General features: G+C 40.8%; 21 protein-coding genes, 1 pseudogene and 1 riboswitch. Of the genes and pseudogenes, 8 read left to right on the top strand and 14 right to left on the bottom strand.

The window, feature by feature from the left end:
• Positions 1 to 159 precede the first annotated feature (159 nt).
• Positions 160 to 957, top strand: a complete 798-nt coding sequence (locus tag KQI58_RS16560; protein ID WP_216410136.1) for a MurR/RpiR family transcriptional regulator — start codon at positions 160 to 162, stop codon at positions 955 to 957.
• 22 nt (positions 958 to 979) lie between these two features.
• Here KQI58_RS16560 and KQI58_RS22800 read toward each other — a convergent pair whose 3' ends face one another.
• The 5 genes from KQI58_RS22800 to KQI58_RS16540 form a co-directional block, all read right to left on the bottom strand.
• Positions 980 to 1,279, bottom strand: coding sequence for a GyrI-like domain-containing protein (locus KQI58_RS22800; RefSeq protein WP_253295993.1), 300 nt, complete (start codon positions 1,277 to 1,279; stop codon positions 980 to 982).
• Between the two features lie 18 nt (positions 1,280 to 1,297).
• A complete protein-coding gene (locus tag KQI58_RS22795) occupies positions 1,298 to 1,447 on the bottom strand; it encodes a hypothetical protein (RefSeq protein WP_253295992.1) in 150 nt (49 codons plus the stop codon).
• A 347-nt stretch (positions 1,448 to 1,794) separates the two neighbouring features.
• Positions 1,795 to 3,336 carry a helix-turn-helix domain-containing protein gene (locus KQI58_RS16550; RefSeq protein WP_216410135.1) on the bottom strand — a complete coding sequence of 514 codons (1,542 nt, stop codon included), beginning with the start codon at positions 3,334 to 3,336 and terminating at the stop codon, positions 1,795 to 1,797.
• Between the two features lie 204 nt (positions 3,337 to 3,540).
• A complete protein-coding gene (locus KQI58_RS16545; RefSeq protein ID WP_216410134.1) occupies positions 3,541 to 3,924 on the bottom strand; it encodes a DUF7006 family protein in 384 nt (127 codons plus the stop codon).
• A 105-nt stretch (positions 3,925 to 4,029) separates the two neighbouring features.
• Positions 4,030 to 6,141: a glucosaminidase domain-containing protein gene (locus KQI58_RS16540; protein WP_216410133.1), complete on the bottom strand. Its 2,112-nt coding sequence runs from the start codon at positions 6,139 to 6,141 to the stop codon at positions 4,030 to 4,032.
• Between the two features lie 838 nt (positions 6,142 to 6,979).
• Between KQI58_RS16540 and KQI58_RS16535 the strand changes: the two genes are divergently transcribed.
• The 3 genes and pseudogenes from KQI58_RS16535 to KQI58_RS23175 all read left to right on the top strand — a co-directional run bounded on the left by KQI58_RS16535 (position 6,980) and on the right by KQI58_RS23175 (position 10,203).
• Positions 6,980 to 7,537 carry a hypothetical protein gene (locus KQI58_RS16535; RefSeq protein WP_216410132.1) on the top strand — a complete coding sequence of 186 codons (558 nt, stop codon included), beginning with the start codon at positions 6,980 to 6,982 and terminating at the stop codon, positions 7,535 to 7,537.
• Between the two features lie 132 nt (positions 7,538 to 7,669).
• Positions 7,670 to 9,964, top strand: a pseudogene (locus KQI58_RS23180) (collagen binding domain-containing protein).
• Between the two features lie 80 nt (positions 9,965 to 10,044).
• Complete coding sequence (locus KQI58_RS23175) at positions 10,045 to 10,203, top strand: LPXTG cell wall anchor domain-containing protein (protein WP_367397947.1); 159 nt, start codon at positions 10,045 to 10,047, stop codon at positions 10,201 to 10,203.
• A 130-nt stretch (positions 10,204 to 10,333) separates the two neighbouring features.
• Here the strand turns inward: KQI58_RS23175 and KQI58_RS23055 are convergent, their stop codons facing one another.
• Positions 10,334 to 10,465, bottom strand: coding sequence for a hypothetical protein (locus tag KQI58_RS23055; RefSeq protein WP_301282208.1), 132 nt, complete (start codon positions 10,463 to 10,465; stop codon positions 10,334 to 10,336).
• Between the two features lie 775 nt (positions 10,466 to 11,240).
• Between KQI58_RS23055 and KQI58_RS16520 the strand changes: the two genes are divergently transcribed.
• On the top strand, positions 11,241 to 12,128 hold the full coding sequence (locus KQI58_RS16520) for a LysR family transcriptional regulator (RefSeq protein WP_216410131.1): 888 nt from the start codon (positions 11,241 to 11,243) through the stop codon (positions 12,126 to 12,128).
• A 117-nt stretch (positions 12,129 to 12,245) separates the two neighbouring features.
• Positions 12,246 to 12,371: riboswitch (cobalamin riboswitch) on the bottom strand.
• Between the two features lie 8 nt (positions 12,372 to 12,379).
• On the opposite strand, the gene KQI58_RS16515 is transcribed toward KQI58_RS16520, so the two are convergent.
• The 8 genes from KQI58_RS16515 to orr are packed head-to-tail and all read right to left on the bottom strand — an operon-like array spanning position 12,380 to position 21,711.
• A complete protein-coding gene (locus tag KQI58_RS16515) occupies positions 12,380 to 13,798 on the bottom strand; it encodes a GlmL-related ornithine degradation protein (protein ID WP_216410130.1) in 1,419 nt (472 codons plus the stop codon).
• Positions 13,798 to 16,023, bottom strand: coding sequence for a D-ornithine 4,5-aminomutase subunit OraE (oraE, locus tag KQI58_RS16510; protein WP_216410129.1), 2,226 nt, complete (start codon positions 16,021 to 16,023; stop codon positions 13,798 to 13,800). The genes KQI58_RS16515 and oraE overlap by 1 nt, the downstream gene beginning before the upstream one ends.
• Position 16,024: 1 nt before the next feature.
• Positions 16,025 to 16,384: an ornithine aminomutase subunit alpha gene (locus tag KQI58_RS16505; protein WP_216410128.1), complete on the bottom strand. Its 360-nt coding sequence runs from the start codon at positions 16,382 to 16,384 to the stop codon at positions 16,025 to 16,027.
• Positions 16,385 to 16,396: 12 nt separating this feature from the next.
• Entirely contained in the window at positions 16,397 to 17,797 is a 1,401-nt protein-coding gene (gene ortB / locus KQI58_RS16500; protein ID WP_216410127.1) for a 2-amino-4-oxopentanoate thiolase subunit OrtB, read from the bottom strand.
• A complete protein-coding gene (gene ortA / locus KQI58_RS16495; protein ID WP_048720903.1) occupies positions 17,797 to 18,096 on the bottom strand; it encodes a 2-amino-4-oxopentanoate thiolase subunit OrtA in 300 nt (99 codons plus the stop codon). Before ortA ends, ortB begins: the two co-directional genes overlap by 1 nt.
• A gap of 22 nt (positions 18,097 to 18,118) precedes the next feature.
• Positions 18,119 to 19,174 (bottom strand): 2,4-diaminopentanoate dehydrogenase, encoded by a 1,056-nt coding sequence (ord, locus tag KQI58_RS16490; protein WP_216410126.1) that lies wholly within the window; start codon positions 19,172 to 19,174, stop codon positions 18,119 to 18,121.
• 24 nt (positions 19,175 to 19,198) lie between these two features.
• On the bottom strand, positions 19,199 to 20,620 hold the full coding sequence (locus KQI58_RS16485; RefSeq protein ID WP_216410125.1) for an amino acid permease: 1,422 nt from the start codon (positions 20,618 to 20,620) through the stop codon (positions 19,199 to 19,201).
• A gap of 14 nt (positions 20,621 to 20,634) precedes the next feature.
• Complete coding sequence (orr, locus tag KQI58_RS16480) at positions 20,635 to 21,711, bottom strand: ornithine racemase Orr (protein WP_216410124.1); 1,077 nt, start codon at positions 21,709 to 21,711, stop codon at positions 20,635 to 20,637.
• A gap of 247 nt (positions 21,712 to 21,958) precedes the next feature.
• Here orr and KQI58_RS16475 point away from each other — a divergent pair, with 247 nt between their 5' ends.
• The 3 genes from KQI58_RS16475 to KQI58_RS16465 all read left to right on the top strand — a co-directional run bounded on the left by KQI58_RS16475 (position 21,959) and on the right by KQI58_RS16465 (position 23,693).
• Positions 21,959 to 22,528 (top strand): cob(I)yrinic acid a,c-diamide adenosyltransferase, encoded by a 570-nt coding sequence (locus KQI58_RS16475; protein ID WP_216410123.1) that lies wholly within the window; start codon positions 21,959 to 21,961, stop codon positions 22,526 to 22,528.
• Between the two features lie 195 nt (positions 22,529 to 22,723).
• A complete protein-coding gene (locus tag KQI58_RS16470) occupies positions 22,724 to 23,131 on the top strand; it encodes a DUF4430 domain-containing protein (protein ID WP_216410122.1) in 408 nt (135 codons plus the stop codon).
• Entirely contained in the window at positions 23,079 to 23,693 is a 615-nt protein-coding gene (locus KQI58_RS16465) for an ECF transporter S component (RefSeq protein WP_216410121.1), read from the top strand. Before KQI58_RS16470 ends, KQI58_RS16465 begins: the two co-directional genes overlap by 53 nt.

The raw sequence follows: 23,693 nt of genomic DNA, 5'->3' as shown, positions 1-23,693 counted from the left end.
CTCTTCATCCTTCCTTTTCCATTCAAGTCTATTGTATAATTGATTTACTTGATTTCTTTTATCTTATCACAAGAAAGCCAAAGTAGATTTTCATGTGATAGGACCCATTTTCATAAACATGAAAATGAACGATTTGATTTGATTGGAGCGTGCCTAACTTTGTCTAACCTCTTAGACTTTTTAACCTACTTAAATATCAATGGAAAAGAAACCAGCTATTCTAAGATCATTATTTACCTATTGACTCATTCAGAAGAGGTACAAACCTTGACGATTTCTGAAATTGCCGATAAATGCTATGTCTCTCCAGCTACGCTGACCCGTTTCAGCCGTCATTTTGATTTTTCCTCCTTTAATGAACTGAGGAAAACCTTGGCTCATTTGGTTGGAATGCCTCCTTATAATGGCTTACGAATGAATGAGCAGCAATACCAGCTGATCCAAAGCAACCCGCAAGCCTATCTGGAAAACTACAGTGAGGAAATCATTACCTCAATTCAAGATGTGCTGAAAACCATTGATATTCCTGAAATTGATCAGCTGCTCAAAAAAATTCACGAGGCTTCAGAAGTTGTTTTGATGGGCTATGGTGCCACTTTGGAGATCGCTAAGGAAGTCCAGATGTCCTTTCTTTCCAGCGGAAAAATTCTCTATCTTGGTGAAACAGAGCCCTTACAAAAGGAACTACTTCAAGGATTGAATCAGGATGCCTTGATCCTTCTTATTTCTTCTTATGGAACATTGCTGACGAAGGACCCTGAACTGACGCGCTTGATTAATAACAGTCCCGCTCAGTCGATCTTTATTACGCAAAACACAAAAAATACACTTACAAATTTATTTACCCAGACCATTCAGGTCACCAGCCAAAATTATGTGCAAATTGGAACCTACCCCTTAACCTTCTTTTTCGATTACGTGATCCGTCGATATGTTAGTCTCTTTGGACAGAAATAATCCAGAGAGGCTTTTTTAACGATTATTTTCCGCGTTTTTGAACAGCAATCCAAACCTCGGATTCTTTTTTCATATCCCCATTTGGATAGACCTCTAATTGATATTCAGCCGGCTCGTAGGTCGTTGTTGGGAAAAACTCTGAATATATTTTTGACCATATCTCCTGATCAATTAATCCATCCGAATCGGGACTTTGAACTTTTAACCATGTACTTTTCGGAATCGTCTTCATTACATAGCCTTCTGGAATTTCCTTGCCATCAAAAGGAGTCGCGATATAATACTGATAGCTCGCTCCATCATACGAAGAGCCATCCGCCAATCCTATAAGTTCCTTATTCTAGGATGTAGAATAATCTATTAGTTCCTCTAAAGTCCCATCCCGGCCGCAGCGCTGCCAAAATTCATCTGCCCGAACATTTTCGACAAATTGTTTTTCGACTTTCCCAAGTAATCGGAACGCTTTCATTTTTTCGATTTGAATTTCCACCTTGTTCTCACCCTTTCCTTTATATCCTAATAATCCTGATTAACCGAATGGCTTTTCCGCTATAACCTTTTCCCTCAATCCATTTTCTCATCAATCGAATACAAAAAAAGATCCAATCAGCTTTACTAATTGGACCAAAGAATATTTTCAATTTCTAAGCTTCATTAATAGAGAAGTGAATCGTTTAACCCGTTTGCTAAATGCTTCTCTCACTCTTAGCAACAATTCAAAAACCCCAAGTAAAACTACTTTCTACCTAGGGTGTGTGATACACAGATCAAAAGTTTCCTAGTCTCATAAAATGATTTGCTGAAATTTCTCTTGTACGGTTTCTATGCTTTTATTTCTCACTGTTCAGATTTGTTGGATTGTTCTGTTTCAACATTTTTCGGCAGCAATTGGGCATATTTTTGATCGCGAACATCATTGATGAAATTTACCACTCGTATCCAATCGGATAAATATTGTCTTTCACTCCATTGAAATAGATGTGGAACATTCGAAGAAAAGTATTTCGACAAATCAATCGCGTAATCAGAAATAATCACGTCCGGCTCCTCGTTGATTCGTACAGTAATTATCGGTCTTGGACTCAAACGCACAAGTTTTTGCTTCTGCAGGGCTTCTTCGATTCCTCGTCCTTTTGATTCGATCGCCACACGAATTGGTATATCATAATCCATTAGAATGTAATACAACAATTGAGAAGTGTAGTATTTAAACGAGTTTGATCTCAACGCCTCGGTCCATTCTGGATTGTCTGTTTTTACTTTAGGTGCAATTTCATCTAAAACGGCGAATAAATATTGGTACTGTTCCTCCATTTCCGAAACAGATAAGTAATCACCAAAGGAATCAATTTGATTACTGAGTCCAAAGGAAAGTAGAAACGAGAACACATAGGTTGAATTAACAAGTAAATACTTCTTTTCATTCTGCCCAAATTCAAATTTTAGTTGTTTTTCTACTAGCGAAATCCAATCATCAATTAGGCGACGATAATCACTTAAAAACATCGGCGACTGCAATTGAATGGTCTGCATTGAATCGATTGGATAGCTTTGACCAATCGTAAACATGTAGTAAATATACAGCAGCTCTTCTTTAGTTAGATCCTTTGCGAAAAGAAAATTGGCCTCAAAAAACGGTAATAAAAGCTTCTCTTCAAACGCACCCTTGGCCATAAATGGATTATAGAATCGCCTGACCGAATCCGGCAATTCCGATATCACGTGCCCCTGCTTTATCCGCGTGACTGATACTGCTAAAAGGTTAATGAAGCGCTCCTTTGCCGCATGTCGGATAAACGGAAAATAGGCGGTAATTTTTTGATAGACTTCCGCAGCACTTTTTTGCGAGATTGGCGGTCGATTGCTTTCAATTTCATCAAACACGTGCCAATAGAAGCTGTGGAAAAAATAACGAATCCGGTATTCTTCCCCTTCCAAATGATCGTTTTTCTTCAGATTCAATCCGATCTTATAACGATCTAGAATAGAACCAAATGCGGCTATTTGACGTTGAACGGTTCGACGGCTTAAATAATTTTTCTGACTAAAGGCATCTAATGAGACAAACTTTTGATAGAAAATCGCATCCCAGATAATAAATGGAACCGTCTCTTTGGTCAAATTCACACGAATCTTGTTTAACAAAAATTTTTCTGAGAATGTAATCGTTACTGTGCGACTTCCTCGATCTATAGAAAACTCAGGATAGCCAGCCTGAATGGCCTCTACCTGATCTAACGCATGTTTTAACATTGGGTATGTAATATTTAATTCATCGATCAATTCTTTATAGCTAAATGAATTTTGATACGATCGATAATAGTATAAAAAAAGCTGCTGTACTAGTTGATCTTGTCCTTTTATAAAAGAATCTAGCACTAATATTCCCCCTTTTACCCTGATAAATTTTAGAATATAGCACCTTTTTTCACCCGACTCAATCTATCTGCTTCATTGTGCAAAAAAATAGACCACACACCTCAAGCTTTAATAGAAACTTAAACACTCGTTGGCTGTCTATTTTTTGAGAGCTAATAAAATACTGCTTAATGAGAAAAAAGATGCTTCACTTCTTGCTGTCTATCATTCTGTTAAAAAGTGTAAGGAATGCGGCGGTGTACTTACTATGCTCATTCCGCATTTTTCCTTGAAATAGGTTTTGAAATCATTTCGAGCAATCGTTAGTATTTCTTCTTCTGAAAAAATAGATGCTCCATCTGAATCTGCTATGCTGCACATCTCGATTAAGATCCATATTTCCGATTCCAGACCGTTGATTTGGGCCAGCTGTCGGAAAAAGTTTCTTCCGTCAATCAAATCGATTTGTTTTTTTAGTTCTGCACAATTCTGAAGAATACGCGCCTTAACCTTAGGAAACTTTGTCTCAAATGACTGTTCATTTACTTTTTCAATAAAATAGTACAGGTAGTCGTTTACATCGTTGATTTGAAGTGTTTGCTTGCGCATCTTTTCTCCTCCTGTTTTGATTTAGTCTAAGACCTCTCCAATTTTCTGCAGTGCTAAATAACTGTGAAGCTTATCCTGTTCCTTTGCAACTTCTGCTGATTCAAGTTATTTTGCTTCAATATAGGTCACCAGCTGTGAACGAGCCAAGCTATTTGGAATGATGCGATAAGAGATGATCGTTCCTCCTACTACATTTCCTTCAGAAATCAGGATTCCTTCATCAGTAACAGCCTCCACAAAGGCAACATGCCCATAGCGAGGATCAGAGCCAGCTGTTCCAGGACTAAAGGAGATTAACCATCCTGCTTTTGGTGTTTGACTCGTTTGATACCCTAAGCGTTTGGCCGAGGTGCCCCACTCCCCGCCATTTCCCATATAATCATCCACTCGTTTGCCCAATTGAGCGACACGATTGTACGCATACCAGGTACATTGTCCGACGGGATAAGAACCCGAAAGATTATAATTTTTTCCGTCGTAATCTGGGAAAGTCATTTTTTCACGATAAGCCGCCGGGATGGTTTCTTTTCCTTGCATGACTGCACTTGTTTGTGTTCCAGTTACTTTATTTTCTGGAATCGGCAGGTCGTATTGCGTAAGGTGATAAACGGCAATCAATGAACTGATTTTGCGATTGTAGCTTGTATCGGTCGCGTATTTTCCTGTTAGAGCACTTGCAGATCGTAGATAGTTTTTCGCTTGTGAGCGCCAAACATCTTGATAATATTCTTCGTTTCCTTGAATACCGCCTCGAATAAGAGTCACATAATCCCCCAGTGATTCCGCATAGCTAGGGTAACGTCTGAAAGCCGCCTGAATGGTATACATTTCGCCGCTTCCCCGATCTTCCTGAGTCGAAAAATTCACCGAAGCGCCTTCGTAGCTCCCTTTTACACCAAATAAATTATAGTTAGGGGCTGCCGCTAAGCTACTCGTACCTGATCCGCTTTCTAAGATTGCCTGAGCGATCATCACTGAGGCGAATACATCATAGTCGAGTCCCAGCTTTTGAGCTGATTTTGCGATTGTTTCAATAAAGGCTTGGGTTTGCTCGTTTTCTGTAAAGTCCATGGATGCTGGATAAGCTTTTTCTACTTCCTTGCCATAGGTGGTCAAGGCGCTGTTGTTTAAACGCTGTACCTGTAGGCTTTGCTCTAGGTCTTTCTGGTCAGAAAAAAGAGCAATCTTCCCGATTTTATGATCGGCCTGTTCTGGATTTTCTGTTTTTTCTTTGTCACTCGGATCGCCTGCAACTAAGTAATGGTCGCCACCCAAATACAAGCCAAACAATTGATCATCCTTATAAAGCAAATCTCCCGGCTGTTTTTTTTCATTGGCAATACTTGCTTTTTGAGCTGTCGCTGCCGATTCACCAAAGAGATTTTTTGTGATTAGATTGAGCAGCTCTTCTGTATTCTTAAAGGTCTGACCTGTCTTATCTGCTTCTGCAGTTGTTACTTGGTATCTGCCAACCTGTCTTATCCCTTCATAAACTAGAACCGCTTTGCTTTTGTCTTCAAAGGCTGTTAAAAGTGGCAATTCAAAGCCCTTTAAATCAGACTCTGAAACATCGCTTACACGTAGAGATTCATCCAAACTAACCTCATCTAATTGGGAAAGAGCAGCCGCAGTTTGTGTAGCTGTTGCAGCGGTGTTTCCGGTTCCTACCGTTGACGCAGATTGTGTAGCCAACACAGAATTCGTTTGTTTTCCAGCTATTATGTGATTTCCATTGTTTTCTTGACTTGCTTGCGTACTCCCGACAGATGTCTCTTTAGAGGTTGACGGCGCACTTTGTTCCTTACTAGGTGTGGTACTGGTAGACGGCTTCGAGGTTGTTGAAGAAGCTGTCGGTTTTGTACTAGAAGGAACAGTGCTGGTTTCTGACGAATCTTGTCCACTGCTAGACTCCGTTGTAGAACTTGCTGATTGCTCAGAAGATGTGGTTGTATTCTCCGAAGCCGTTGATGACGAACTAGAAATACTTGACGATTCAGCAGCTGACTCGCTTGGAACAGTCGCAGACTCCTGAAGCTGTTCAGAACTCGTAACAGAATTCTCTGCGGATGTTTTTTTATTTATTGCTGAGTCTTCAGTCGAATGGATGGTTGTATCAGATGTTAATTCCTCCGCCGCCTGCAATGTTTGACTAAACGTGTTAGTTAAAAGTAAGATGCTCAAACAGGCTGCGCAAATTTTCCAGATGCTCTTTTTCATGTAATCTACCTTCTTTTTTCTATAGTGGTGTTCATTGAAGTAGGGAATTTTTTAATCTTTCCTACCCAACAATCTTTTTACGATTTATACTAGTTTGACTAGAGAACGCTCAATCGCTTCCTTAATGAGATTAATGCCGAGATAAGACAGAGCAAATTGAGCGCTTATGTACTATTGCTAATGACTATCTAACAAACCAACCGCACGCTTTTATTAATTTGCGGCGCTCCTTCTTAAAAAATAATCTTTCTTACAAGTTATTATTGAATATTTTAAGAAGGGAGAAACGTCATAATCGTCGATGATCGTTCTTGTTTGAGGCTTATTTAATAAAAACAATGTATTTATTTTTTATTATAATCACTTAATATTCCAATGGATTTTACAAACAAACATTGAGTTAAATAAGCTTTTCTCTACAAATCAGTCGTTTTCTCCTATCCGATAAAAATGGCTGTGAAGAGGCCTCCTAAATTTTTATAGATAAAAAATGTTATGACAAAGCAATTCCCCGCTTATGCTTTTCATTATTAAATCAATGGTTATTTGATCAAAAGTCATAAATCAGAACAATTTTTATTTTTTTGGCGTATCTCACATAAATAAACTTTATTTTGAGCTTTCATGTTTACTTTTCTTTAAAATTAACTTTCTATACAAGGAAAAGCTTTTTAAGGCTAAGTACTCAAAACTATCCATAGTAACTCGCTCACCCATGGATAGTTTTACTCATTAAACTTTTCCCTCCCCTATCTCTTCATGCTCAAAAAGCGAAAACTATTTTCGAATATGCTAAACTAAAAAAGCAATTAATCATTTTCTCTAAGAGGTGATCAAAATGAGTATGCAAGTGAGTTTTTTTGTCAAAGACCAATCATCAACGGGCTATTACTTCGAGAAAATCCAAGCGAGCTTTTTTGAAACAGAAGAGGTCATTGAAACCTACTATTCAAAGGAGCAGTTCGATACGGTGCTTGATGACGCACTCCTTAGAATCCTCCGCACAGTCTTAGATACCTTAGAAAAGATTGGTGAAGTCGAAGAGTATCTGCAATTTTTAGGTTTTAAGATCGAGAATGTTTATGATTCTGCATTTGTTAGCAAGCATTTCCTTTTATACAAAAATCCAGAGGTTGATGCCTTGATGGAGCATGTCTTGTTGGAGGTTGCAGAGCCGCTAGCGGAAGGCTATTTCGAATCTATGATTGATTATTTAGAAACGTCGATCGACGATGAGGTGTTTGTAGATTTTCGTTTGAATGGCGAGGAATTACTGCTTGAGGTACAAAGTCAGGGGCGAAAAGTTAGTCAAACTGAGTCTTTAAAGCAATTATTGATTGACTACGATGAATCGTTTCAACGAGTCGCAACGGAATTTTTAGAGAGCTTTATTTAACTCAATCAGTGAATATTTTTGAGAAAGCATCTAGTTTTGCTAGATGTTTTTTCTTGTGTAGGCAGAATTCTTTGGATTCAGTGATTCCCCCTTTATACTTTTGATAATAAGAAGTTAAAGGAGAGGTTTCCCATGCAAAAAAGGCTAAAATCCCTTTTTAGTATTATCTTTTTACTAAGCAACCTATTTATTCAGTTAGGTTCAACCAGCGGCTATGCAGCCGAAAATCTGGATGCTTCCCAATTTGTCTCAGGTGTCACTCTCGCTGATGCAGACGGACCGGTTGGAACCAATAGAATTCGCGATACTTCTTCTGTTCAAATAACCTATAATTTAAATTTGGAAAATGGCAGCGCCATCAATATAGACCAGCCTTACACCATGCCTCTGCCTAAAGAACTGAATTACACAACAACGACACCAATCAGTATCAATACATCAACGGGCGTGCATTTGGCGGATGTTACCATCAGCAATGGTGTCATTTCAATCCAATTTACTTCTGATGCTCAATCCTATGATAATTTAAGAATTAATTTTAATTTTTGGGCTACCTTCAATCGCAGTCAGCTAAATTATGAAACTGGAAATGATCTGGCCTTTCCGACACAGACCAATCCAAACAACACCGTTCACTTAAATTTTTCAAAGAGCAGTTCAGGCGGTGGCTCTGGAACTAGTGCAATCGCCAAGAGCTTATCCTACGACGATGCAGATCCCACCATTATCAATTGGACGCTAACGGTCAATAATGGCGGCTACCCAGTCGAAAATGCGACACTTCAAGATATTATGGAGAACAATCAGGACTATATTCCTGGATCAATGACGATCGCTCATCGTAATTGGCGACGAACTGTCCTAACTACTGAGCGAATAGATCCGGTTATTACGCAACAGGCCGACGGAACACAGACCTTCAATCTTAGCTTTGGAAAATTGACCAGTGTGCAGGAACAAAATAATACAGCTACGACTTCTTTAGTCATCCATTATCAAACGCGGCTATTATATAATGTAGCCAATAATCGATACCACAACACCGCAAGCACTTATGATAACGGAAGTTTTATCGATACTTCTGTATCCACCGCTACTTATCATGGACAAGGCGGTGGCGGTGAAGGCGAGCAGCTGATTACTATTTCGGGAACAAAAATTTGGGAGGACGAAGAGAATGGTTCCCAAACACGACCGGAAACTATCTCAGTCTCGTTGTTGCGAGATGGACAACTATCTCAGAAAGCCAAGACGGAACGTGGAGCTACGCCTTTCCTTCAGTACCGAAATACGACAATACTGGAAGAGAATATGGCTATTCTGTGCAAGAAACGACTGTCCCAGAAGGATATAGCAGCGAAGTAAAGGGATTTGACATCATCAATCACTATCCGGCAAAAACGACCGAATTCTCTGGACAAAAAATCTGGCGGGATCAAAATGACCAAGACGGCAAACGTCCGGATCAAATTACCGTCAACCTGCTGGCCAACGGCGTTTTTCAGGAGAGTAAAACGGTCACGAGTCAAAACGATTGGAGCTACCCTTTCTCCAACCTGCCCAAATTTTTAAATGGACGGGAGATCGAGTATAGCGTGTCTGAAAACGCCGTACCTGATTATGTCACTACTATTGAAGGGAATACAATTACCAACACCCACACACCTGAAGTTCGTTCCATTAATATTCAAAAGATCTGGAGCGATCAAAATGATCAGGATGGATTAAGACCGGAAGCTGTTACATTTGCACTTCTAGCTAACGGAGAAAAAATCGACGAAGCTTCTGTTTCTAGCGCCGATCAATGGACCCATACTTGGGAGAATCTTCCAAAAAATGACAAAGGACAAGCAATCAACTATACGGTCGAGGAAGAAACCGTAGTATCTGGCTATACCTCTGCTGTGTCCCAAGAAAACGCTGATAGCTTTATCGTTACCAATACGCATTTGCCAGAACAAACCTCGGTCAAGGGGAATAAAACCTGGCAAGACAATAACAATCGCGACAAAAAAAGACCCCCCAGCATCACTGTCCTACTGTTAGCAAATGGCGAGCAGGTGGCGACTAAACAAGTTACCGCCAATGATAATTGGGACTATGAATTCACTGACTTGCCAAAAAATCGAAATGGTCAACCAATCGTTTACACAATCAATGAAGAACCAGTCTCTGGATATTCAAGTCAGGTGGAGGGCTTTAATATAACGAACACATATAAAGAAGTCCCTACTATTCCATCAGTAAACGTCACTCAACAATGGAATGATAACAACGATCGAGAAAAGGATCGCCCCTCTTCTGTTAAGGTACAGCTTTACGATCGCGATAAAAAACATGGAGAGCCCGTGATTTTAAATGACGACAATCACTGGAGCCATTCTTGGAAGAATCTTCCGAAACAGGATGCGAATGGAAACAAGATAAACTATACGGTCGAAGCAATCGATGTTCCAAAAAATTACCATTCAAGAGTTGTTGAACAAGCACCCTTTGATTTTGTTATCGTGAGTACTCATATAAATAACAAAGGTGGAGCAGCTAAAGCTTATCCTAACACTGGGCAGAAATCTTCTACCGCGTTGACACTTTTGGGAATGACTTTTCTATTAGGAGTACTCTTAATTAGTCTGTATAGAAAACTTAACTTAAAGGACGATCAATAATTTAGCACATTAAAAAACGTACAGCAAAAATCTGCTGTACGTTTTTTTCATTTATATACTATTACTAAATGTATTCCTCATGCAGGGACATCTTGTATATATAAGTCTTTGCTCAGCGTATTTAGGCGAACTAAGTAACGTTGTGCGTCTTTTTTGAGACGATTATGAAGGTTCGTTGATAAATACATAACACTTCACCTTCAACAACCTCTCCATGGACACTTACTGCTTCTAGCTTCATTCCAATACATAACTTCATCATCACTATCAACCTTTTCTATCTATAATTTCAATTAAAAATATTTCCTTAATGATTATTAACTAAAACCAAGACAGAAAAATGACAGAATGATTTACAAATAATAACAGCACTGTCGCATTTTGAAAAAAATTCTCTGGTTCTTAAAATATCCGACGTTATTTTCAATTTTAAATCAATCAAAATCTGATGAGCTTCAAGAAAACCTCAGATATTTCTTAATAGTGAGAGATTTTTCCTCTTCTCAGTTTTGTGCGCTGATTGCTTCTCACCAAACTCCTCTTATGATTGAAAATAGCTCAGTTCTACTATTTTATTAGCTAGAATAAGAAAATAAATCGCTATTTTCATATGGATAACAGCTCTCTGACCCCGTTACAGATCCAAAATGCAACACAATGCGACAAAGAACTTAAGTTATTTTATCTATCTTGAGAGTCCCTAACAGCTCCCCCTCATCCAAAATAGAAAAATAAAAAAGGAGCAAAGAAATTCTTGTTTTTTAATTAGTTGTCGTTTTTGAGAGAAACGGGAGATTAATGGTAGGAAAATCGTGGAAAACAGATACTATTTCGATCTACTTTAACCCCTGATAGTAATCGTGATTTGAACGAAAAATAGTTTTTTTATCGTCACTTTTTTGCGTGTTTGATCATCGTTCGTTCCCTATACAATAGGCTCTGTTTATATTATAATGGTAGTAATGTTAAAAATAGTTTTTAACGAAAATGCTTTTTGTGGAAATTATTTTTAGAATAGAAATAAGTGGAGGGAGATTATGGAGTTTCGAACATTGCAAACGTTTCAAGTCGTTGCTGAGGAATTGAATTTTACTAAAGCTGCTATTAAATTGAATTACTCACAGCCCACAGTTACAAAGCATATACGCAGCTTAGAAGAACATCTAGGAACCATTTTATTAGAGAAGCGTGGAGGAAAATATGTATTAACCTATGCAGGAGAACAGTTATATAAACGTGCAATCAACATACTAAGAGAAGTGAATCTAATCGAGGGAATTCCTAGCGAATATGGAAAGAATCACTTAATTCATTTACAAGGTCACGACTACTATTGCTTCCGCTATTTTTTACCGGCAATTCGTCAAATAAACAAAAAAAATCCGACTGTATCTTTTCAGTTGCATGGCTCTAGCAATGAAGAAACAATTAGTCAGCTGTTAAAAAATGAGATCGATATCGGAATTATTTCAGGCAATATCGCCTCTTCTGATTTGAATTATGAAACGATCGATTATGAAAGCGTTATCTTGTGTATTAACACAAAATATTATCGTCCTAATTTCCATTTGGAGGACTATTTTGAACGTTATCCAATCGTTGTGGATCAATCTGAATATTATAACTACCACAACTCCTTTAAGCAATCCCTTAACACACCGCAAATCATTGATTCGACAAGTGATGAAGTGGTGCAAGAAGCCGTCTTGAACAATAGCATGCTGGGCATCGTTCGGGCGGGAAGAATTCGCCATTTGATTGAATCAAAACAAATTTCAATCATCAAAGAGCTTTCGACAAATGAACCCGTTAATGTGGTAATTAATAAAGCAAGCAGCAACCATGAAAGTATTCAAAATTTGTATTCACTTATCTGTCAGCAAAGTCAGGCCCACTCAAAGACCGCCAAAGTCCAATGGATCTGATTTCTTATTAAATGATTTAAAAAGATTGGGGAATCTTTTTAAACAACAAAAAGCCGCTTTGTTATTGAGACAAAGCGGCTACTTTCATGGTTTTATAGCCACTTTCTTACTCCCGAAAAAGTGATTGAGCACTCACGATGTTCCTGACTTGGATACTACGATCCTTACAGTTGCGGGTACAGCGTTGGACTTTCACCAACTTCCATCCTAGTCGTAATGACTATCACGCACTCAATTGTATTAAACTACCATTATTTTAGCATAGAAGCTTCTTGTTGAGAAGAAACAGCACTGGAAATTAACTCCTCATTTAACAGCGGATAGCCTAATGAAGCTTCTAGCAGCTTCATGGCTTCATCGGGATATTTACAGGCTAAGACTCCCAATGAGGACATAATATAATCTTGATCAATCAAAACTTTCGGAATGCCTGTTGGCAATAATTTTGTATCCGAATCTTCTTTACGGATCTTTTTCAAAATGTCTGGACCATTCTTCAATCGTGTCAATGCGCCTCCGGTTCCAATGACATAGCGAATATTCGACAGATCCTTCCCTTGTGCTAGTGTATCTCTACCGGAAGGCCCATAAACATAACGCAAAGCGCCAACATGCCGATCTACCGCCGTCTTCACAGCTACTTCAGTCAACCGCTCAACAAATGCTCTTTCTTCTTTATTCTTAGGAATCGAGTGATACTCCTGCCGCAGCTTTTCCAGATGATGGCCTTCTTTGACAAGCTGCTCTTCACCAACAATCTCGATGACATGCTCCATATTGACAAACATGCCTAAATCGCCTTCAACAGTCCTCTTGGCTACTGGCTCAGGAGCAACTTGAATTTTTGAAATAGCATCGGTTCCCTCGGTGACAGAATAAACATCCGTTGTTGCACCACCCACATCGACGACTAAGACATCACCGATTTTTTCATAGATTAGCTGGCTTAAATTCATTACCGCTGCGGGAGTTGGTGTAATGGTTTCATTTACCAGATCGTGAATATGCTCCATTCCAGGCGCGTGGATGATGTGCTTTTCAAAGGCATTTTGAATCACCTTGCGTGTCGGCTCGACATTTAGCTCGTCAATTTTTGGAAAAACATTTTCAACAATGTACAGCTCCTGGTTACTATTTTCAAAAATCAGCTTGATCTCTTCATTGTTTTCAACATTACCCGCATAAATCACGGGAATTGAAAGACCTAAGTCAACGATTTTTTCTGCATTGTCTAATGCCGTTTCACGTTCGCCATAATCAACACCGCCTGCGATCAAAATAATGTTTGGCGAAGCATCCGCGATTTTTTTCATGTCTGTTCGCCGTAATTTTCCTGCTGTCACCATATGGACAATTGCTCCTGCTCCCAGCGCCGCTTCTTTGGCCGCACGTGCAGTCATATCAAAAACCAACCCATGAACAGTCATTTTTAGCCCGCCGGCCGCACTGGAGGTGGCGAACATCTCATCATAGGATAAATGGTCCACCTCCAGCTGTTCCTGCAGATCCTTGATGCTGTTCTCTAGACCGATTCGAACATCACCCTCTAACACCGTTGTTGCAGCCTGTCCTTGTCCTAAAAAGACAGGCTGCGCTCCGTGGATACCTTGAAAAGCATTAACCACGGTTGTCGTGGACCCGATCTCTGCTACTAAGATATCAATTTTCATTAGACTTCTTCTCTTTCCATTTCTTTCCTGCGCTCTACCAACGCTGTTGCGACATTTGCACCGTTACTTCCCCGACCAAAGCCAGCGTCCATCCCATTTTCAACAGCGATCTCTGGAATAACTTGGGTTCCACCAGCCATGATCATGACTTTTTCACGAACGCCTTTTTCAATCGCTAATTCGTGAATCCGTTTCATGTTGCGGTAATGAATATCATCATGACTGATAATCGTTGAAGCTAGGATTGCATCGGCATTTAATTCAATCGCCGCATCCACTAATTTTTCAACTGGTACACTCGTCCCTAAGTAATGGACTTCCATTCCGTATTTTTCAATTCCGCCGTGTTTGATGTCGATAATTTCACGCAACCCTACAGAATGTTCATCTTCACCTACTGTTCCCGCAACAATCACCATTTTTTTGCGTTTTACTTCTTCACGAATTTCATCATCTGACAGTGTTTTTGGTTCTTCAGGAATGACTAAAGTGACTTTATCAATCGTAAATGGCACCCGGCCTTTTAGCTCGATTCGTGTTCCTTCTGCGGCCTGCATCACTTCCTTATTGATCACTTCGCAATCGACCAGCCCCATCTTCTTCCCAATTTCTAACGCCGCAAATTCTGCCACACGTTTTGATTCTGGAAGCATCATTGTTAGCAGGATTATCCCATCGCCCTGCCATTCTGCTTCTGGTTTGATCAATTCCTTTTCTCGAAGCTCTTTGTTTTCTTCTAAACGAACATTGACATTGTCATTTTCATCCAGTTCATCGATAAAAATGATTTTTTCCGGTTTTTCAAGTGTCGAGCCGCCAATTAGACTCGCAGGATCTTCCACTGCGCCTTCATCGTATTGAGCGACATTGTTATAGCCATAATGGGCGGTAACTGGTGCCAAATAGTCTTCATCACGTTTATAAACCGTATTTTCTCCAACGCCGCCGTTGATTTTACGAGAGATTCCGTCTTCATTTCGCTCTGGATAGTTTCCAGAATCCACGAAAAAGGCATCTTCAACTGCTTGGAAGTAGCCGCCTGCTTCAATGATCCCTTCAAAGAATAGGACCGCTCTTTCTTTGATTTCACGAGCTGTTTCTCGCAACGGGCCATCATCAAGCAGCTTCACCATATCACCAAAACCATCTAAGCCTTGGAAAACCTGTTTCGCGGTATCGACAGCTTCGATATTGTAAATATGCCAAGGAACATTGCGTCCCTCATCTGGCGTGATAGTTGATTGGATATCGGCACTGGTTAATTTTGAGATCAATAGATTCAATACATGAGTCACCGTAGCTTCACGTGTTGAGGCCTCCATGTATTTTGTATTCTGCTGCGCACGCATCCGATAGTCGCTGAAAAATTCCCGCAAAGCAACAGCGTACGGCAGGTCTAGATACATTGACGGTGCTGGCGGTGCCGTTGGCGGAACGGTGGACAAGCAGATGTCTGATTTTTCCATTCCGACTTTATGGGAGAAGATCGAATTAATCGCGTGCTGGACCATCAGCTCAGGCATAACCTTCCAGGCTTCACGCGCCGTTGCATTCGCGTTATGCGCTCCGTCAATTTGGGCTATTCCTGCCCAAGCCATCACCTTTTTCGATTCACAGGCATCGACAAATGAACGAATCATATTAATGTTACGATACAACACATTGTATTGCGGATCTTGGTGGGCGCCGTTGACTCCTTCTTCGGCGAACATTACCGCAACCTCTGGACCAGCGATTCCTGAAACGTAACTATGATAGTTAATTGGCCGTCCCACTTCATCTTCAATCGCATCCAACGCTTTTCTTTGTGCTCGAACTTGTTTCCGCGTAATTGGAATACCGCCGATTCCTTGTGGTGTGCCCTCGATCAGCCCTTCAAAATGGGACTGGCCTGCCGTACGAATCACCATCAGATGATCGGCACCATGCCAAGCAGCCATTCGCATTCTGCGAATATCATCTTCAAAACGACCTGAGGCAATTTCCGTTGTAATTGACGAAGTACCTTGTGGATCGATATTGTCAAAATATTTTGCAGACGGTAAGGGAACATATTTTTTTAAGGATTCTGCCATGTCATGGTATTCAAAGCTGTGCATCTTGTAACGTGGAACTGGGGTACGCCATGACCAGCCGCGACGTCTTGGACGATAATTGGCTAAATCATCCAAAATTTCGTGTATATCTAACTTTTTATTTTCATCAAGCTTCATCTCTTTTGACATCTTAGTTTGCCTCCTTGAAGATACGATCTACTTGTTCCCAAAGTTCGCCATCGGCTAGTTTTAGTCCAGCATCTCGGACGCTCAGACCATTTTCTTTGGCGATTCGATAAACGATGTGTCCGGCTCCTTTGCCCATCAGCTCATGAGCCAGCACGCGTTTAACAATTTCTGTGGCTTCAATTGATGAGAAGCCCATTCGTAATAAGACGGAACGTTCAATTGATGGCGAGGTGTATTTTTTCCCCATGTCTAGCATCGGTTCAACGACCTCTTCTGCTAGTTGCCAAAAACGTGCCTTCAATTCTTCATCGCTTAAATCAGCTAAATGCTTTCTCGCATCCTCAAATTTTATATTTTCCACTTCCGTCACCTCTTAGTTCAAATTTTTAATGATTTGTTGGACCTGCTCAACAGTCCCGTTGATCTCTTCAGCTAAGTACTCCAGTTCACCCTCAGATAATGGCTGATCAGTCGTTTTTAAGACATTCTTCACCAGCGATTGCTTCAGGTAAGCCAAATCAATGTCGTTCACCGAGATTTTTTCCGGTGAAGACGGTAAGATGATCGATTTTCCTGGGATCTCCTCTGCTGGATTACCAAAACGAACATCAATCCCATTTTCTCGTGCAAAAGATAGCTGCGGCTGAACACTCTTGCCAGCGCCGGTATATTCCGTTTCCTGAACTAAAATGATTTGATCCTCCCGCATCTCTTGCGCCAAGACAAAGGCGGCGGCTAAGGACGTATTTCCGGCTGGTCCCTTTTCTAATCCTTCCAAGTTGGCTAAAGCTTCGGTGATAAAGAACACTTCCCCCTGACGAATTTTCACGTAACGATCCATGTAACGCAGTGGTCGGGCGGCCGAGCGCGGAACATCTGAACGATCCGGTGAAGTCGTGAAAGGTACACCAAAGCCGGTATGACCAGTCGTAAATGATTTCCGATTAAAATCAACATCTGATGCCATGTGCAGTCCCTGCAAATCGACACTAGCGCCAACAATTTTCGTCTCTGTATTTCCCGCTTTGCGCATTCCTCGAGCAGTACCAGTCAAGTTTCCGCCGCCCGCATTTGTAGCCACAACGATGTCTGGCTGCTGACCCAGCTGGTTAAACTGCTGGACGATTTCATAGCCTAATGTCTCAACGCCTGCGATTCCAAAGGGTGTATATAAGGAAGCATTGAAGAAGCCGGTTTTTTCAATTAGTTTTAGGAATTGATAAAACAATTCCGGTCCAACTGTCAGCTGAACAACCTCCGCACCTAAGGCTTCACATTTACGAGCCTTTTCAACGATTTCTGGCTGTCCTACACCCTTTGAATCAAAGCATTCCTGAACAACAATACACTTCAAGCCGAGTTTTGCGGCATGACACGCGACTGCCGCACCATAGTTTCCGCTAGTTGCGGTCACCACACCTTCGTAGCCTAATTTCTTGGCATGATACACCGAGATGGCTGCGCGTCGATCCTTGAAACTTCCTGAAGCATTGGCCGCTTCATCCTTTACAAAAATCCGCGCACCGTTTCCTTGTGGCGCATATTTTCTGGCTAGCTTGGTTAAATTCTTCAACTCGACAATTGGCGTGTTCCCCACACCTAAGGAGCGTTGAATCTCAATCATTTCTTCCATAGAATAGGCAGCCTCTGACATCATTTTCTCGTAATCAAAGGCCACACCTGCTAGCTCAAATTCTTCATAATTGATTTGCAATGAGGCCTCCATCAGCTCTCCGCGACGCGCCATAACGGCCTGATAACTGTCGTCTCTCACTAATCTGCACCTCCAAATAATTCTTTTCTCAGCATCTGATCAATCTCGACGATTTCCGGAACAAAATTTCCGAAGCTGTGATTAAATGTCGGATCAACCTGAACCAATCGCCCAGTTTCCATCCGACCGGTGACCGTTTTGATCGTTACTTCTTCTCCGATGTTGCCATCCTCTTGTAAAAAACCCTTGACCCACATTTCAAGCGGGACTTTTTTGGTGCTATCTGGTACTTGCGGTGCCCGTTCATTCGTCTTTAACACAACTGAATGAATCTGCACCCAACTTCCGCTTTTTATCATCTTTTCTACCCTTTCCTGTCTCTTAAACGATTTTTGCCTCTTCATGGATTTGATCTCTAAAATCTCCTAAAATCGCATGAGGAATCGGCAAGTCAATCATGCTGACTAAGCCTGGACGCGCATTGATTGTTTGGGGAATCATATTGACACACATGGCGATTGTTCCAACTCCGCCTTCAATTTCTGGTGAATTTACTAGATTTACCTGAGGATTTCCGTCAATAATGACATAATCTCCCGTTTGGACCCCTACCTGCTCTGGTTCGATCTGTTGCGGATGATCCATGGCGATCAGCTCTTTGCCGTCCTTGATTCCGCTTGCCTTCATGGAAACACCAGCAACCGCGCCTGCTTTTGCTTCACCGTATGGAGCCACACGATCAACATCTGTTACAATCGCATCCATGGATTGTTTAACAGTATCAAGCTCAACGCCCAAAGCCTTGGCAATCATTAGCATCGATTCTGGGAAGCCGACGTGACCTGCTAAGGTGCCATCTTTCTTTCCTTGTTCAAATTCTTCTACAGAAATACCGATTCCTTGCTCCTCCATTACCGCTTTTCCAAATGGAGAGAGGGAGTTTACGCGACGAGAAGTGATATGTTTGATATCCTCGCAAGCACCCGTCATTACCAGTACCAATACATCCATAATCAATCCCGGATTGATGCCTGTTCCCAGAATAGATACGCCATTTTCTTTGGCTAATTTATCTAATTGCTCTGCTAACGCTGGATTTTGTGCCATTGGAAAGGCCATTTCTTCGGCGCTGGTGATCACATTGATCTTGTTTTCGACAATTTTTTTAATCTTATCGAAGGCCTTTACTGTAAAGGAATCTGTACATAGCAGAACAATATCCGCTGCTTTTTCTGTAATCGCATCCTCTGCCGTACTAATTTTTATATTTTCATTGTTAGGAAATTCCTCTCCTAGTACTTCAAAGATTGCTTTTCCGATCTTATCGCCGATATCAATCGCGCCAACAACATCGACACCCTTTTTCTTCATTAGCATTTTTGCCATGCCGCTTCCCATGGCACCCATTCCCCAAATAATGACTTTTACGTTTTTCAAGTTGAATCCTCCTAAGTAATTTTTTTATTCTACTGATTTATCTGGTGCTTTTTCTTTATTTTTTCTTTTCATCCCCGCCCATATGGTGCTTCCAACAAACAAGGCGATAAAGACTGGTGCGCCTGTTGTCAGCGCGCCTCGCTGAGTTGGATCAAGGATCATCCCCGTTGCCACTAAAATACATAAAATGACTAATAAAATTGGGACAACTGGAAACAATGGAATCTTAAATTTCAAATCTGCCACCGTATTGCCCTTCGCTAAAAAGGCTTTTCGATGCTTCAAGGCGCAGACTCCGGTAATCGAATAAACCACCAATTCTGCTGCTCCGATAAATGAGGTTAAAAATAAATACACAACATCTGGCGAAATAAAGCTTGATGCCACCGCAAATACGGCGAAAATCATCGTTACGATCAATGCATTGATTGGCACTTTGCGTTTATTGACTATTTTTACGAAACTAGGAGCTTGTTCAAAATGCCCCATTGACCATAAAGTACGAACGGCCGCGAAAACATGGGCGTTCGCTGAAGACAGTGCCGAGGTAACAACAACCAGATTCACGATCATTTCTGCTGAAGAAATACCAAGCTTTCCAAATACATAGGCAAACGGGCTGCCCATCAAGTCCGCTTCACGCCAAGGTAAAACCGCAACTAGAACAAACAAGGTCAAGGCGTAGCTGACGATGATACTTAAAGAGCTGATTTTGATTGCTCGAGGCAGGTTCTTTTCGGGATTTTCACTTTCACCAGCCGCTGTCGCGAACATATCTGCGCCGCTATAAGCAAAAACCGCAGTCATCATCGACATCATGATTGGACGAAAACCTGTCGGAAATAGTCCGCCGTCATTGGTGTAATTCGCTAAGCCCACACCATTTCCACCAACACCTAAAATCATCCCTAACCCAACCAGAACGAAAACAACGATTAAGATCACTTTGATACTGCTGAAGAAGAACGAAGAAGAACCATACTCTTCATTGGATCGCGAATTTAAGAAAAATAGCAGCAGACCAAAGCCGATGATCCAAACAATCGATGGTACCTGCGGAATAATATTTTTCATAATAATCGCAGAGGCCACAATTTGTGTTGGAACAGTAACCGCTAGCTGCAGCCATTTTACCCATCCAACCGTAAAGCCTGCACCGTAGCCTAGAAATTGTGTCGCATAGGCTTGAACATTGCCGGCAACAGGCATTTGCACCAGCATTTCTCCCATACTTAACATCATGAGAACCATGATCAATGCACCAAATGCATAGGCGACAAAGGTTCCTCCTGGACCAGATTGCTGGACAACATATCCCGTTCCCAGAAACAATCCTGTTCCAATCGTTCCCCCTACACTCAGCATCGCAACGTGGTGAATCTTCATCCCTCGCTTCAACGAAGCTGAATCTGTTGATTGGTTCTCCTGCTGTTCTTTGAGTGACATTCTTTTTCCCCCTCTTAATTAATGAACTCTTTTTTAATGTATTTACTCGTAAATGTACTTAATACCGATCCATAGGAAACTGAAAATTCAATCTCATCTCCCACCTGATACTCCTGCTCAGTTTGTGTCAGATCTAACAGCAGATGATCTGAGCTGGCTCCTAAGATTTCGATTTGCGAATCCTTTGGCGTAATGTCAGCTAAGGAGATGTCCTGCTGACCAATCGCCACTATCCCCCGCAGCATCTTTCCCTTATCAACGTAGTGGGGCTTTTTACCAAAGGCATCCACACCAATCTCGCCAATCGGATAGGAAGGCTTTTGCTTTACTTCGACAACCTCTGTCACCAAAGTAAAAGAATCTTGATGCATTGCTTGATAGTTGGCACCATAAGCCGTTTCTCTTCCTAATACAAAGCTTTCACCAATTCTCAAATTATTAATCCCGCCAGGAAGCTGATCCTCTGGTGAATCCAGCAGATACAGCGAGCTAGAGTTGCCGCCAGAAATCATCTCTAAAGACAAATCAAACCGTTCCTTGATTTCTTCTTGGATAGCGACCAAATTCCCGAGATTTTTCGAACTGGGTATAATGGCGCCATAGCAGGTCAAATTCACCGCTAAACCAAAAATTTGAATGTTTTTCAATTTCATAACTTCGCGAATACAGTCAAATAGCTCTTCCTTCTCGAAAAAGCCCTCGCGTAAATCACCCAGATCTACCATTAAGACAATTTTGTGCAGCTTCTTTTGCTTTTGTGCCTCACAATCAAGCAGCTGGATCGTTTTTAACTCCGAATTAAAACTAATATCCGCGTAATGGATCACTTCAGGAATCTCACTGATCATCGGTATTCGAATCAAAATTTTTTGCTTTTTTGAGTTGGAATAACTCATCAAATTTTCAATGCGGGAATCTCCAAAATAAATAATGTCAGAAAATTCTTCATATAAAGCAATTATTTGTGAATGCGCGTTAAATACTTTGGTTACTGCCGTGATCGTCAAGTCATGTTCTTTTAATTTAGCGACAATAAATGAAATGTTCTCTCGTAACTTTGTCCGATCAATAACGATTCTCGGATTTTTCATAGCATTCGTCCTTCCATGTTATTGTGAAGCGCTTTCAACCATATGATACTTTTTCTTCTCTACGGGAAATTCACAAACTTGCATAGTTACTATTCGAAAATCGATTCGTTTAGATTTCTTAGCGAAACATCCAAGAAGAGATAAAAATTGGCATACTAAACATTCGTATTTGGCATTTCTTTTCTTGTACTAATCTGTTACTTTATTTGTATGCGTTTCCAATAATTTAGAGAAAGGTTTTGTTGCAATGAAAGTTTATACTCGTAGCGGTGACAAAGGAAAAACCAGTGCAATCGGCCGACCCCGTCTGATGAAAGACTCTCCCCGTATTGAAGCGTATGGAGAAGTCGATGAACTTAACTCACTTATTGGTTTAATCAATAGTCAAGAAGAAATAAAGCAAGAAGCCTTCAGCAAGCTGGCGACGGAACTGACTGAAATTCAACACTTATTGTTTGATGTCGGAACAGATTTAGCAAATATAGATGGGGAGCTTCCCCTGCGCATCACGGAAAAACCAACAAAATGGCTGGAGCAGCAAATCGATTGGTACACCGACAAGACCCCAGCGATCGAAAAATTTATTTTACCTGGCGGAAACGCCTTGGCCTCATGGCTGCATTATGCTCGCGCCGTCTGTCGTAAAGTCGAGCGCCGCATCGTCACCCTGATGGCTCAAGAAGAAATCAACACCCACGCTTATGTTTTTATTAATCGTTTGTCGGATTATTTGTTTGTGGCAGCACGTTATGCTAATACCCAGAAAAAGGAAGAGGAAGTATTTTATCGCAACAGTGATCGTGTTTTTAAAAACTAAATAGATTTCAATCAGCTATTAGGAAAAAGGTGAAATTCCTTTACAGTCCCTTTCTACTGTAAATGCTTTAGGCAAAGTCAGACACTAATCCTGATTGATAAGAACAAGCAATATCAGGGTCGTTTGTTTCAATCATTTTTTGGACACCCTTTTATTTTGGGTGTCTTTATTTTTTTGTGAAGGAGATAGAAAACGATGAAGAAAAAAATTTGTTTTTTAGTATTAGCTGCAGGCCTTGTGCTATTTGGCGGCTGCACAACAAAAGAAGCTGATTCGACAGCTAGTTCAGCGCCAAAAGAAACGATCTCTAGCAGTCAAGAAACAGAAAAGCGAGCAACCATTACTTTGTTGGATGGAGAAAAGGAATTATCGAAAAAAAACGTAACTTTCAATAAGGGAGAAAAACTATTTGATGTACTCAAGGACAATTATGCTATTGAAGATAATGATGGGATGATTACCTCCATCGACGGGCAAGCTCAAGATGATAAAAACAATAAATATTGGGTATTTACAATAAACGATGAGCAAGTAAATTCCGGGGCGAAGGATGTTGTACTGCAGGAAGGTGATCGTGTGGTGTTCAAGCTTGAACAATTCTAATAGTAAAACAGCTGTCTTCTTTTCACTTGGCGTAAGAGAATTGAGCCTGCTGTCAATGATGATCGCTTTATGTGTGGTTAGCCGGACCTTTTTCCAATTTATCGTAAATGTCCAGCCAGTCACTGCTATCCTGTTAATTATCACCATTTATTTGGGAAGCTATCAAGGGCTTTTAGTCAGTATTTTTTCCATTCTGATTACTAACTTCTACATGGGAATGGGCGTCTGGACAATTGCACAAATTATTACCTACAGTCTGATTATTTTTCTAACCGGAGTATTGAAAATGAGCCCTGCCTTTAAAAATAGTCTGTTATTGCAGGCCATTTATGCCGGAATTTCAGGAATTCTCTTTGGCTTTTTTATTTCCGCAATACAGGCGCCGTTTTTCGGCATTTCGGCCTTTCTCCCCTATTACTTGGCAGGGCTTCCGACTGATCTTATGCATGGGTTTGGGAATATTGTCTTTTATCTTTTGCTGGCACCTATTCTTAGAAGACTGTTGACTCAAAAATTAGGCGAATGGCGAAGCTCAAGCCCGAAACAAAATCAAAAGATTTGA

Origin of the sequence: Enterococcus raffinosus, assembly GCF_018917525.1 — a bacterium.
GTDB classification, from domain to species: domain Bacteria; phylum Bacillota; class Bacilli; order Lactobacillales; family Enterococcaceae; genus Enterococcus_A; species Enterococcus_A raffinosus_A.
This window is presented reverse-complemented; position numbering and strand designations above follow the sequence as displayed.